At 69.1% G+C, this 12707-nt stretch carries 9 protein-coding genes; 8 read left to right on the forward strand and 1 reads right to left on the reverse strand.

Features of this window, described 5'->3' with window-relative positions; genetic code table 11:
- The first annotated feature begins 8 nt into the window (after nt 1-8).
- From nuoL to AB0I12_RS40145, 8 genes are all read left to right on the forward strand, one after another.
- On the forward strand, nt 9-1877 hold the full coding sequence (gene nuoL, locus AB0I12_RS40110; protein WP_359940916.1) for an NADH-quinone oxidoreductase subunit L: 1869 nt from the start codon (nt 9-11) through the stop codon (nt 1875-1877).
- On the forward strand, nt 1874-3397 hold the full coding sequence (locus tag AB0I12_RS40115) for an NADH-quinone oxidoreductase subunit M (protein ID WP_355694453.1): 1524 nt from the start codon (nt 1874-1876) through the stop codon (nt 3395-3397). Before nuoL ends, AB0I12_RS40115 begins: the two co-directional genes overlap by 4 nt.
- Entirely contained in the window at nt 3394-4983 is a 1590-nt protein-coding gene (gene nuoN, locus AB0I12_RS40120) for an NADH-quinone oxidoreductase subunit NuoN (RefSeq protein ID WP_359940919.1), read from the forward strand. The genes AB0I12_RS40115 and nuoN overlap by 4 nt, the downstream gene beginning before the upstream one ends.
- Entirely contained in the window at nt 4980-6014 is a 1035-nt protein-coding gene (locus AB0I12_RS40125; protein WP_359940922.1) for a polyprenyl synthetase family protein, read from the forward strand. The genes nuoN and AB0I12_RS40125 overlap by 4 nt, the downstream gene beginning before the upstream one ends.
- Before the next feature lie 47 nt (nt 6015-6061).
- A complete protein-coding gene (locus AB0I12_RS40130) occupies nt 6062-7261 on the forward strand; it encodes a helix-turn-helix domain-containing protein (protein WP_359940925.1) in 1200 nt (399 codons plus the stop codon).
- Between the two features lie 126 nt (nt 7262-7387).
- Nucleotides 7388-9712 (forward strand): molybdopterin cofactor-binding domain-containing protein, encoded by a 2325-nt coding sequence (locus tag AB0I12_RS40135; protein ID WP_359940928.1) that lies wholly within the window; start codon nt 7388-7390, stop codon nt 9710-9712.
- Nucleotides 9713-9720: 8 nt separating this feature from the next.
- Nucleotides 9721-10203 carry a (2Fe-2S)-binding protein gene (locus AB0I12_RS40140; RefSeq protein WP_359940931.1) on the forward strand — a complete coding sequence of 161 codons (483 nt, stop codon included), beginning with the start codon at nt 9721-9723 and terminating at the stop codon, nt 10201-10203.
- Nucleotides 10196-11332, forward strand: a complete 1137-nt coding sequence (locus AB0I12_RS40145; protein WP_359940934.1) for an XdhC/CoxI family protein — start codon at nt 10196-10198, stop codon at nt 11330-11332. The genes AB0I12_RS40140 and AB0I12_RS40145 overlap by 8 nt, the downstream gene beginning before the upstream one ends.
- Here the strand turns inward: AB0I12_RS40145 and AB0I12_RS40150 are convergent.
- The gene (locus AB0I12_RS40150; protein WP_359940937.1) at nt 11319-12641 is read right to left on the reverse strand and encodes a cytochrome b N-terminal domain-containing protein; all 1323 of its coding nucleotides are present in this window, start codon (nt 12639-12641) and stop codon (nt 11319-11321) included. The genes AB0I12_RS40145 and AB0I12_RS40150 overlap by 14 nt on opposite strands.
- Nucleotides 12642-12707: the final 66 nt, after the last annotated feature.

The raw sequence follows: 12707 nt of genomic DNA on the forward strand, positions 1-12707 counted from the left end.
AGCACCCCATGAGTCATGAGCTGACGTGGCTGCTGGTTGCCGTACCAGCGGTGTCCGCGGCGATCCTGCTGCTCGGTGGCAAGGCCACCAACGCGTGGGGTCACCTGCTGGGCACGCTGGCGCCGGTGATCTCCTTCGTCTTCGGCGTCGTGCTGTTCGTCCAGATGCGCGGCTTGTCGGGCGAAGAGCGGTCCGAGACGGTCAACCTGTTCGAGTGGTTCTCGGTCGGCCACATCAAGGTCGAGTTCAGTCTGCTGATCGACCCGCTGTCGATCCTGTTCGTGCTGCTGATCACCGGTGTGGGTTCACTGATCCACGTCTACTCGATCGGTTACATGGAGCACGACCCGCGCCGGCGGCGGTTCTTCGGCTATCTGAACCTGTTCATCGCGGCGATGCTGCTGCTGGTGCTCGCGGCCGACTACCTGCTGGTGTTCGTCGGCTGGGAGGGCGTCGGTCTGGCGTCGTACCTGCTGATCGGCTTCTGGCAGCACAAGACCTCGGCCGCGGTCGCCGCGAAGAAGGCGTTCGTGGTGAACCGGGTCGGTGACATCGGCCTGTCGCTCGCGGTGATGAGCATGTGGGTGCTGTTCGGCTCCTCGGCCTTCGCCACGGTGTTCGCGGGCGCCGACCAGCTGTCGAAGACCTGGGCCACGCTGCTCGGCCTGATGCTGCTGCTGGCCGCCTGCGGCAAGTCCGCGCAGGTGCCGCTGCAGTCCTGGCTGCTGGACGCGATGGAGGGCCCGACCCCGGTGTCGGCGCTGATCCACGCGGCGACCATGGTCACCGCCGGCGTCTACCTGGTGGTGCGGTCCGGGGTGATCTACGAGCAGACCGAGGCGGCCTCGACCGCGGTGGTCATCGTCGGTACGGTCACCGCCCTGGCCGGTGCGATCATCGGTTGCGCCAAGGACGACATCAAGAAGGCGCTGGCCGGTTCGACGATGAGCCAGATCGGCTACATGATGCTGGCCGCCGGCCTCGGCCCGGCCGGCTACGTGTTCGCGATCTTCCACCTGCTCACGCACGGCTTCTTCAAGGCCAACATGTTCCTCGGTGCCGGATCCGTCATGCACGGCATGAACGACGACGTGAACATGCGCCACTACGGCGCGCTGCGGACGGCGATGAAGATCACTTTCGTGACCTTCGGCTTCGGCTACCTGGCGATCCTCGGTATCCCGCCGTTCGCCGGCTTCTTCAGCAAGGACAAGATCATCGAGGCCGCGTTCGCGGACAACACGGTGATCGGTCTGTGCGCGCTGCTCGGCGCCGGGCTCACCGCGTTCTACATGACGCGGGTGATGATCATGACGTTCTTCGGCAAGAAGCGCTGGGCCGAGGACGTGCACCCGCACGAGTCGCCGAAGGTGATGACGTGGCCGCTGATCATCCTGGCCGCGCTCTCGCTGGCCGGCGGTGCGCTGTACTTCGCCGGTCACTGGATCGTCGGCTGGCTCGAGCCGGTGGTCGGGCACGAGGAGGAGCACCCTCCGGTGAGCGCCGCGGTGATGACGATCATCACCCTCGCGGTGGTTGCCGTCGGCATCGCGATTTCGGTGCTGATGTACCGCCGGGAGGTGCCGCGGGAGGCTCCGGCCGGCTCGCCGGTCACCAAGTTCGCGCGTCGTGACCTGTACGGCGACGCGCTGAACGAGGCGGTCTTCATGCGCCCCGGGCAGTACCTGACCCGGACGCTGGTCTGGTTCGACAACCGGGTTGTCGACGGCCTGGTCAACGGCCTGGCCGCACTCTTCGGCGGGCTGTCCGGCCGCCTCCGCCGGGTCCAGACGGGCTTCGTCCGTTCGTACGCACTCAGCATGGTCTTCGGCGCCGCATTCGTGGTCGTCGCCCTCCTCGCGGTGAGGTTGTCGTGAACATCGGTTGGCTGACCCTGTTACTGCTCCTGCCGTTCGTCGGGGCCATCGCGACGATGCTGGTGCCGAAGGCGAAGGCGCTGACGGCCAAGCAGGTCGCGCTCGGGTTCTCGCTCGTGACGCTGGTGCTGACCGCGATCGTCGCGATCGGCTACCAGCGCAACGGCGCCGAGGACTACGCCGTGACGCACACCTGGATCAAGGCCTTCGGCGCGCACTACGCGCTCGGCCTGGACGGCGTGGGCATCGTCCTGGTGGTGCTGACCGCGCTGCTGACGCCGATCGTGATGATCGCGTCCTGGAACGACGCGCAGCAGGGCCGCTGGTCGGAGAAGTCCTTCTTCGCCTGGATCCTCGGCCTGGAGGCGCTGTCGATCGGCGTGTTCGCCGCCACCGACGTGTTCTTGTTCTACGTGCTGTTCGAGGCCACGCTGATCCCGATGTACTTCCTGATCGGCGGCTTCGGCGGCCCGCAGCGTTCGTACGCCGCGGTGAAGTTCCTGCTCTACTCGCTGCTCGGCGGTCTGCTGATGCTGGCCTCGGTCGTCGGTCTGTACGTCGTCTCCGCGCGGCAGGGCGACCCGTCGTACCTGCTGTCGGACATGATGAAGCTGGACATGAGCCAGAACACCGAGCGCTGGCTGTTCCTCGGCTTCATGTTCGCGTTCGCGGTGAAGGCGCCGATGGTGCCGTTCCACACCTGGCTGCCGGACGCGGCCGGTGAGGCGACGCCGGGGACGTCGGTGCTGCTGGTCGGCATCCTGGACAAGATCGGCACCTTCGGGATGATCCGGTTCTGCCTGGGCCTGTTCCCGAACGCGTCCGAGTGGGCCACCCCGGTGGTGCTGGTGCTGGCGCTGATCTCGGTGCTGTACGGCGCGCTGCTGGCGATCGGGCAGACCGACATCAAGCGGCTGATCGCGTACACCTCGATCTCGCACTTCGGCTTCATCGTGATGGGTATCTTCGCGCTGACGTCGCAGGGCCTGACCGGGTCGACGCTGTACATGTTCAACCACGGTCTCTCGACCGCGGCGCTGTTCCTGGTCGCCGGGTACCTCGTGTCCCGGCGCGGATCCGCCCGGATCGCCGACTACGGCGGGGTGGAGAAGGTCGCACCGGTGCTCGCCGGGACCTTCCTGTTCGCCGGCCTGTCCAGCCTGGCGCTGCCCGGTCTGTCGCCGTTCATCTCCGAGTTCATGGTGCTGGCCGGGACCTTCAGCAAGCACCGGACGATCGCGGTGATCGCGGTGGTCGGTATCGTGCTGGCCGCGCTGTACATCCTGCTGATGTACCAACGCACGATGACGGGCCCGGTCCGCGACGGGATCGAGAAGCTCAAGGACCTGAATGTGCGTGAGGTCTTCGCGATCGCACCGCTGATCGTCCTGATCATCGGCCTCGGAATCTTCCCGAAGCCGATCGTCGACATCATCAAGCCCGCCGTCGAGGCGACCATGCAGCATGTGGGCGTCACCGACCCGGCACCGGAGATCCCCGCGACGGAGGGACAGAAGTGAGCGCGTTGTTGCTGCCGCTGGCGGACTTCACGGCGCCGAAGATCGAGTACAACGAGCTGGCTCCGCTGCTCGTCGTGTTCGGCGCGGCGTGCGTCGGCGTCCTGGTCGAGGCGTTCCTGCCGCGGCCGTTGCGGCACCTGGTGCAGCTGGCGATCACGGTGGTCGCCCTGGTCGTCTCCGGTGTCCTGACCGGCATCCTGATGAACGACAAGAAGGAGCTGGTCGCCGCGCAGGGCGCGATCTCGGTCGACGGCCCCGCGCTGTTCACCTGGATCGTCCTGCTGGCGCTGACGCTGATCAGCGTGCTGCTGTTCGCGGAGCGCTCGATCGACGGCGGCCTGTCCGCGTTCGCCGGCCAGGCAGCCGCCGTACCGGGCTCCGAGGCGGAGCGAGAGGGCACCGCCGCGCGCATCGAGCACACCGAGATCTTCCCGCTGACGCTGTTCGCGGTCGGCGGCATGATGCTGTTCGCGGCCTCGAACGACCTGCTCGTGCTGTTCGTCGCGCTCGAGGTGTTCTCGCTGCCGCTGTACCTGCTGTGCGGGCTGGCCCGCCGGCGCCGGCTGATCTCGCAGGAAGCCGCGATGAAGTACTTCCTGCTCGGCGCCTTCTCGTCGGCGTTCCTGCTGTTCGGGATCGCGCTGCTGTACGGGTACGCCGGCACGATGTCGCTCGGCGGGATCGCGGACGCGCTCGGCACGCAGACCGGCGGCGACGCCATCCTGCTCGCCGGCACCGGCCTGGTGGGAGTCGGCCTGCTGTTCAAGGTCGGCGCCGTACCGTTCCACTCCTGGACGCCGGACGTCTACCAGGGCGCACCGACGCCGGTCACCGGCTTCATGGCGGCCTGCACCAAGATCGCCGCGTTCGTCGGGCTGATGCGGGTCTTCTACGTCGCGCTCGGCGGGACGCGCTGGGACTGGGCGCCGATGATGTGGATCGTCGCGATCCTCACCATGGTGGTCGGTTCGATCGTCGCGATCACGCAAACCGACGTGAAGCGGATGCTGGCGTACTCGTCGATCGCGCACGCGGGCTTCCTGCTGACCGCGTTCGTCGGCCTCGCGCAGGTCGGCAGCGGCGTGCACAACGGCATCACCTCGACGCAGGCGGTGCTGTTCTACCTGGTCTCGTACGGCTTCCCGACGATCGGCGCGTTCGCCGTCGTGACGCTGGTGCGCGACGCGGGCGGCGAGGCGACGCACCTGTCCCGCTGGGCGGGCCTGGGCAAGAAGTCGCCGCTGCTGGCCGGGATCTTCGCGTTCTTCCTGCTGTCCTTCGCCGGCATCCCGCTGACCGCGGGCTTCACCGGCAAGTGGGCGGTCTTCAGCGCGGCGTGGACCGGCGGCGCGTGGCCCTTGGTGGTTGTCGCTGTCCTGTCCAGCCTGGTCGCCGCGTTCTTCTACGTCCGCGTGATCGTGCTGATGTTCTTCTCCGACCTGCCGGCCGACGCGCCGGACGTGGCGCTGCCGGGCTGGCAGACCACGAGCGCCGTGGCGCTGGGTCTCGCTGCCACCGTCGTCCTCGGCCTGGTCCCCGGACCGGTACTGGACCTGGCGGCCCGAGCTGGTGAGTTCATCCGTTGAGTCCGACCCCGCTGCCGGCCGAGAGCCTGGGATTCGAGTTCGCCGACGCAGGCCTCGAGTCCCGGGTTCGTGCCGGTCTGGAGCGCATCGAGCGGGCATTGCTCGACGCGACCCAGTCCGAGGCGCCGTTCGTCACCCAGGCCGCCCAGCACGTCATGGTGGCCGGTGGCAAGCGGTTCCGGCCGTTGCTGGTGCTGCTGGCGGCCGAGTTCGGCGCCGACGTCCCCTCTGACGACGCAGTTGACGACGTGGTAAAGGCGGCCGTGGTGGTCGAGCTGACCCACGTCGCGACGCTGCACCACGACGACGTGATGGACGAGGCGGCGCTGCGCCGCGGCTCGTCGACGGCGAACGCGCGCTGGGACAACTCGGTGGCGATCCTGTCCGGCGACTGGCTGTTCGCCCGGGCGTCGGACCTGGTCGCGGACCTCGGGCCGGAAGCGGTCCGGATCCAGGCCCGGACCTTCGGCCGGCTGGTCGAGGGCCAGATCCGCGAGACGCTCGGCGTCGGCGAGGGGCAGGACCCGCTCACGCACTACCTGTCGGTGGTCGCCGACAAGACCGGCTCGCTGATCGCGACGTCCGCCGTCTTCGGTGCCCGGTACGCCGGCGCCTCGGAGGAGATCCAGGAATCGCTGCGGGCGTTCGGCGAGGAGATCGGCGTGGCGTTCCAGCTGGCCGACGACTTGCTCGACATCGCGTCGGAGTCCGGCCAGTCCGGCAAGACGCCCGGCACCGACCTGCGTGAGGGTGTGCCCACGCTGCCGGTGCTGATCTTCCGCGCCCAGGCAGACCCGGCGGACCCCACGGACGCCCGCCTGCTGGAGCTGCTGGACTCGGACCTGTCCGACGACGCGCGCCTCGCGGAGACGCTCGAGCTGCTCCGCTCGCACCCAGCCTTCCGCCAGGCCGAGGACGACGTACGCCGCCGCGCCTCCGACGCCCGCAAACTCCTCAGCACCCTCCCCGAAGGCCCCGGCCGCCAGGCCCTCGACGCACTCTGCGACCTGGTAGCCACCCGCTCCGTCTGACCTGAGCTCTGGGCCGCTTCGCGACTCTGTGCGATGCTGTGCCGACTATGGGTGAGCGGGATGTTGTGTTTCCGGTGGCCGGGCTGTCGGTGGAGTCGTTGGCCGAGAGTGTGTTGCTGCATCTGCCGGCGTTGACCGACGCGTTGGTGGAGACGATCTACGCGCAGAACCCGGCGTACCGGGTCATGGATGCGGTGCCGCAGCAGGATCTGTGGCGGTCGTGTCATGACAACGTGGCGCGGGTCGTGCAGATGATCGCCGACAACGAGGACCACTTCGACGCCGCGCAGGCGACCGGGCGGCGGCGTGCCGAGCAGCGGATGCCGCTGGACGACGTCCTGAAGTCGTTCCGGCTCGGCGGGCGGCTGGTGTGGGAGGCGTTGATCGAGGAGGCCCGCGCCCAGGGTGCGGTCGATTCGGAGGCGCTGCTCGATGTCGCGTCCAAGGTCTGGGAGGTCGTCGACCGGACGTCGTCGCAGGTCGCGGCCGCCTACCACGTCGCCGAGCGGCAACTCGTCCGCGCCGACGAGCGCCGCAGGTCGACGCTCTGGGAGGGCCTGCTGCACGGCCGCGGGAAGGACCGCGCGTTCGTCCAGGAAGCCGCCACGGTCCTCGACGTACCGATCGACGGCCGCTACCTGGTGGTGGCCATCGACAACTTGGTCGACGACGAGTGCACGACATCCTCGTTCGTACGCCGGTTCGCGGGAGTACGGGTCGCCTCCGCGTGGCAGGTGCGTCCGCAGACCGTCGTCGGCTTGCTTGCGCTCGGCACGGAATCGCTTCCGAAGGCACTCGGCATCCTGCGCGATGTCGTGCACGCACCCGCGGGTCTGTCCGGCGTGGTGAACGGGCTGGCCGAGGTGAATGTCGCCTACCGGCAGGCGATGCTGGCCCGGCGGACCCTGCCGGCCGGTCAGATCGACGTGGCAGCTCTGACGGAGCGGCTGCCCGAGGCGTTGTTGCTCAGCGCACCGGAGTTGGCCGGGCAACTGGTTCAGACCTGGCTGGTTCCCCTGACCACGGTGCCGGCATCGGAACGCGACCTCCTGCTCGACACCTTGGACAAGTGGGTGACGGCCGCCGGATCCGTTCGCCGGACGGCGGATCTCGCGCACTGTCACCGGAACACGGTCATCAACCGCCTGCACCGGGTGCATCAGATCACCGGCCGTGACGTCACCGAGGACGGTTGCCAGCTCGAACTCGGCCTTGCCCTGCGGGCGTTCAAGCTCTTCCCTGCGTGACCGATGGGTGTGCCTGTGCGTTGTGCACAGTGAACCCCTGCAAAACCTGGGCATTGCGGCCATGCCGCCGCCGCAGCGGCGGTGCCAGACTGCGTTCCCAGCATTGCTCGAGCACGGAGGACCCAGATGACCGAACGCAGCGAGAAGCCGGCCGGCGGACGGGGCCTGCTGGGCAGACGCAAGGTCCTCGGGTACCTGATCGCCGCCCCCACGCTCGCGGTCGGAGTCAGTTGGGTCGCCAACGAATCCGGCTCGCGGTCCGCGGATGCGGCGGTTCCCTCGCTGCCGCAGCCGCCGGACATCTTCGACCTGGGCGACCTGCAGAACCTCGCGGCCGCGCCGACGTCCGGGCTGATCACCGTGGAGCTGAAGACCGACGGCACCGCGCACTTCGCGGTGCCGCGCTGCGAGGTCGGCCAGGGCATCACGACCGCATTCGCGATGATGGTGGCCGAAGAGCTGGATCTCCCGATGAACAAGGTCGAGATCACGCTCGCCGACGCGCGGCCCGAGCTGCTGATGAACCAGCTCACCGGCGGCTCGAACTCGATGCGCAGCATGTACCTCCCGGTCCGGACGGCGGCCGCGCTCGCCCGGCAGCGCCTGGTCGAGACGGCCGCCGAGCACTGGGCCGTCGACGCCGGCCGGCTGACCACCCGCAAGGGCGTGGTGAGCGGGCCGAGCGGGCGTACGGCGACGTACGGATCGCTGGCGAAGGCGGCGGCCGCCCTGACGACGGTCACGTTCTCCGCGGAGCTCAAGGACCCGTCCGAGTTCAAAGTCCTCGGGCAGCCGCGGAACCGGGTCGACGGCCACGACATCGTCACCGGCCGCAAGGAGTTCGCGATGGACCTGCAGGTCCCGGGCGCGAAGCCGACCATGGTGGCCAGGCCGCCGACGATCAACGGGACGCTGCGGTCGATCAACAACCTCGCGGCGCTGCGGGCGCTGCCGGGAATCACCGACGTCGTTGGCATCACCCACGGCATCGCGATCCGTGGCGAGACCTTCGGCCAGTGCATCGACGCGATCCAGAAGGTCGACGCGACCTGGGGCCCGGGCACCGTCGACGACGAGTCCGACGCGACGGTGCTGGCCAAGCTGCGGGCGGCGCAGCTGCCGATGGCGGTTCCGCCGGTCCTGGCGCAGACGATCGACGCCGAGTTCGTGTTCGCGTTCGCCAGCAACAGCCCGCTCGAACCGGACTGCGCGATCGCCGACGTCCGCCCGGACAGCGCCGAGATCTGGTCGTGCCTGAAGGTCCCGATCGTGGCCCAGGAGGACATCGCCAAGCAGCTCGGCCTGCCGATCGACGCTGTGCAGGTGCATGTCGTCCAGGGCGGCGGCTCGTTCGGCCGGCACCTGTTCCACGACGTGGCGGCCGAGGCGGCGGAGATCTCGCAGAAGATGGGCAAGGCGGTGAAGCTGTCCTGGTCGCGGACCGACAACTTCCGCCAGGGCCGCACGCACCCGATGTGCACGTCCCGCGTCCGGGTGAACTACCTGGCCGGCAACGTGCTCAGCTACGAGCAGCGCCATACGAGTGTGCAGACCGACTTCGGTCACGGTCTCGGCGAGATGATCACCGCGTTCGCGGCGGACCTGCCGGTCGGCGGAAACCTGTCGTTCGCGGAGACGATCTTCGCGCTGACCCAGTCCTCGCCGTACGACTTCGGGGTCACCACGCAGCTGCTCAACGAGATCCCGCTGAAGTTCAACACCGGCAGCATGCGCAACATCTACTCGCCGAACGTGGTCTGCGCCGAGGAGCTGGTGGTCGATCAGCTCGCCAAGAAGATGGGCCAGGACCCGGTCCGGTTCCGGCGGAACTTCCTCAAGGATCAGCGGTTGCTCGCCGTGCTGAACAAGGCGGCCGAGGTCGGCCACTGGGGCAAGGCGATGCCGAAGGGTACGGCGCAGGGCATCGCGGTGCACTCGGAGTACCGGGCCGCGGTCGCGACGCTGGTCGAGATCGACTGCCGGCCGGAGACCGTGAACCGGCCGGTCGAGGGCGAGGCGGTGACCGGTCCGCGGGTGACCAAGGCGGTGATCGCCGTCGATCCCGGGTTCTGCATCAACCCGCGCGGCCTGGAGGCCCAGATGATCGGCGGTCTGCAGGACGCGATCGCGCTGGCGCTGACGTCGAGCCTGCACATCAAGAACGGCATCCCGCTCGAAGGCAGCTGGGACAACTACTTCTACACCCGGGAGTGGAACACGCCGCTGGACGTCGAGGTCGTGATCATGCCGAACACCGGTGACAGCCCGAGCGGCGCCGGTGAGCTGTCGGTGGCCCCGGCGTTCGCCGCGGTCGCCTGTGCGTACGCGCGGGCCACCGGCACGCTGCCGAAGTACTTCCCGATCAACCACGGCACGCTGAGCTTCGAGCCGTTGCCGGTGCAGCCGTCCACTCCGCAGTCGCCGACCGACGGCCTCGACCACACGTTCTGAGGAATCTCATGCCAACGCACACTTTCAAGCTCAACGGCAAGCAGATCAGCGTCGAGGCCGAGGACGGCGTCCGGCTGCTGTGGGTCCTGCGCGACCTGCTCGGCGTCACCGGGCCGAAGTACGGCTGCGCGCTGGAGGTGTGCAAGTCGTGCACCTCGCACATCAACGGCAAGGCGTTCAACCCGTGCTCGGTCCAGGTGAAGGACATCGAGCCGTCCGACGAGGTCACGACGATCGAAGGCCTGCCGGCGACGGTCGGCAAGGACCTGCACCCGATGCAGGAGGCCTGGCTGAAGTACGACGTCGCCCAGTGCGGCTACTGCCAGCCCGGTCAGATCATGGCCGCCGTCGCGAAGGTGAAGCAGGCCCGCGCGGAGGGTCGCGACATCACCGACGCGGACCTCGACGAGCTGCGCAACATCTGCCGCTGCGGCACGTACTCCCGGATTCGCGAGGCCGTGAAGGCCGGCGCGGAGGACATGGGTGCGTGACGTCGTCGCGCACGTCCGCCCCTGGTACGGCGAGAGGTTCGCGCTCGCCACGGTGATCGGCACGTTCCGTTCGGCGCCGCGGCAACCGGGCGCGTCGATGGCGGTGTCCGGCGCCGGCACGGTGGTCGGCAGCGTCTCGGGCGGCTGTGTCGAGGCCGACGTGTACGCGGTGGCCGAAGAGGTGATCCGGACCGGGGTGCCGGTGGTCCGGCGGTACGGGATCTCCGACGACGACGTGTTCGCGATCGGCCTGACCTGCGGCGGTCTGCTCGACGTCCTGGTGGAGCCGGTCGACCCGGCGTCGTACCCCGAGTTCGGCGCGGTCGCGGAGGCGATCGCGACAGGCCGGCCGATGGCGGTGGCGACCGTGGTCACGGCGGGCGAGCGCCTCGGCCGGCGCCTCGTCATCGGCCCTTCAGCCACCGGCGCCGTCAACGTCGGTGTTGATGTCCAGGGCAGCCTGGGCGACGCCGGTCTGGACGCGGCGGTGGTGCAGGACGCGCTGGCGATGATCAGCAGCGGTTCGACCGCGATCCGCGAGTACGGCCTGCACGGGGACTGCGGGCGGACCGACGTCGCCGTGTTCGTACAGGCGCTGACGCCGCCGCCGCGGATGTTCGTGTTCGGGGCGATCGACTTCGCGGCGGCCGTGGCGCGGGTCGGCAAGTTCCTCGGGTACCACGTGACGGTGTGCGACGCCCGCGGCGTCTTCGCCACCCGTGCCCGGTTCCCCGAGGCCGACGAGGTCGTGGTCGACTGGCCGCACCGGTTCCTCGCGGGCGTCCTCGACCAGGTCGACCGCCGGACGGCGCTGTGCGTGCTGACGCATGACCCGAAGTTCGACGTACCGCTGCTGCAGGTGGCGCTGCGGACGGACGCCGGTTACATCGGCGCGATGGGGTCGCGGCGTACTCACTTCGACCGGCTGTCGCGGTTGCGCGCCGCGGGCGTCACCGAGGACGAGCTGGCCCGGCTGACGTCACCGACCGGCCTGGACCTCGGCGCCCGGACGCCCGAGGAGACGGCGATCTCGATCGCGGCCGAGATCATCGCCTCCCGCAGCGCGGCCAGTGCGCGTCCGCTGTCCACCACGACGGGCCGGATTCACGCCGCGCTCATCGCGACGTGAGCTGACGGACCGACGGGCGGTGGTCCTCGACGTACCCGCCGTCGGGACGCCGGACGATCCGGCCGGTCTCGATGCCGTGCGTCGCGATCTCCTGCTCCTGCTGCTGCAGGCCGAGGCAGACACGGCGCGTGATGAAGAGCGCGGCGGGCGGACCGACGATCAGCAGGATCTGGAACAGCCGCAGCAGCGTGTTGAACGAGAGATGGAACTGTACGGCGATCGTGTCGGCGCCGGCGGCGGCCCAGAGGACGCCGTAGAACACGATGCCCGCGACACCGATGCCGGTGCGCGTCGGGTTGGCGCGCGGCCGCTCGAGCTCGTAGTGATCCGAACGGTCGCCGGTCACCCGTTCCTCGATGAACGGGTAGACCGCGACGAGCAGGAGGAACAGCGTGCAGAGCGCAACCGGCAACAGGACGGCCAGGCTGATCGTCTTTCCCCACCAGACGACCTCCCAGCCGGGCGCGAGCCGGAGCGACCCGTCCAGGAACGCGAGGTACCAGGCCGGGCCGACGCCGGCCGAGGTGTCCGCCGGGTCGGCAGGCCCGTACAGCCAGACCGGGTTGATGGTCGCGGTCGCGGCCATGACGAGCGAGACCCCGCCGACGAAGCAGAACAGGCCGACGCTCTTCACCACGTCGACGCGTCCGGCGGTGCGCTGGGGCTTCTCCGCGGGCTGCTTCACGGGCTTGCGGAGCGCGAGCAGGACGAAGAGCGCGATGATCGCCACCGGAAGGACGACGACGTGCAGCGGGTAGAACCGCGAGATCACGTCGCCCGGGAACTCGCCGCCGAACAGCAGGTGCGACAGCGCGGAGCCGACGAACGGCGTCGCCTGCAGGACACCGTCGAGGACGGCGAGGCTGGTGCCCGAGGCCATGTCGTCCGGGAGCGAGGTCCCGGTGAGGCAGGCGCCCAGCGTGAGGACGAGCAGGCCGAAGACCACCAGCCAGTTCAGCCGCCGCGGCCGACGGAAGGCCGCGGTGAAGAACAGTTGCAGCAGGTGCAGCGTGATCGCCGCGACCATGATCAGCGTGGCCCAGTGATGGACCTGCCGGACCAGTAACCCGGCACGGGTCTCGAAGGTGATCGCGAGGGTCGAGTCCAGCGCCCGCGACATCTCGGTGCCGCGCAGTGGTCCGTACGGTCCGTCGTACACGACCGGCTCGACGGACGGCTTGTAGTCCACCATCAGGACCAGGCCGCTGATCATGATCACGACGAAGCTGTAGAAGGCGATCTGGCCGAACAACAGCGACCAGTGGTCGGGAAACACTCTCGCTCGCAGATTGCCCAGTCGACTCTGCATGCTGGACCTCCCTCGGTCATACATACGACACCGCAGCGCGCGCGACTGTGACGCGACGTGCTGCAC

Source organism: Kribbella sp. NPDC050459, assembly GCF_040655315.1.
GTDB lineage: Bacteria > Actinomycetota > Actinomycetes > Propionibacteriales > Kribbellaceae > Kribbella.

What these genes read in the sequence shown, in the direction of transcription:
- nuoL (WP_359940916.1), top strand. Translation starts at nt 9, where the DNA reads ATGAGTCATGAGCTGACGTGGCTGCTGGTTGCCGTACCAGCGGTGTCC.
- AB0I12_RS40130 (WP_359940925.1), top strand. Translation starts at nt 6,062, where the DNA reads ATGGGTGAGCGGGATGTTGTGTTTCCGGTGGCCGGGCTGTCGGTGGAG.
- AB0I12_RS40135 (WP_359940928.1), top strand. Translation starts at nt 7,388, where the DNA reads ATGACCGAACGCAGCGAGAAGCCGGCCGGCGGACGGGGCCTGCTGGGC.
- AB0I12_RS40140 (WP_359940931.1), top strand. Translation starts at nt 9,721, where the DNA reads ATGCCAACGCACACTTTCAAGCTCAACGGCAAGCAGATCAGCGTCGAG.
- AB0I12_RS40150 (WP_359940937.1), bottom strand. Translation starts at nt 12,641, where the DNA reads ATGCAGAGTCGACTGGGCAATCTGCGAGCGAGAGTGTTTCCCGACCAC.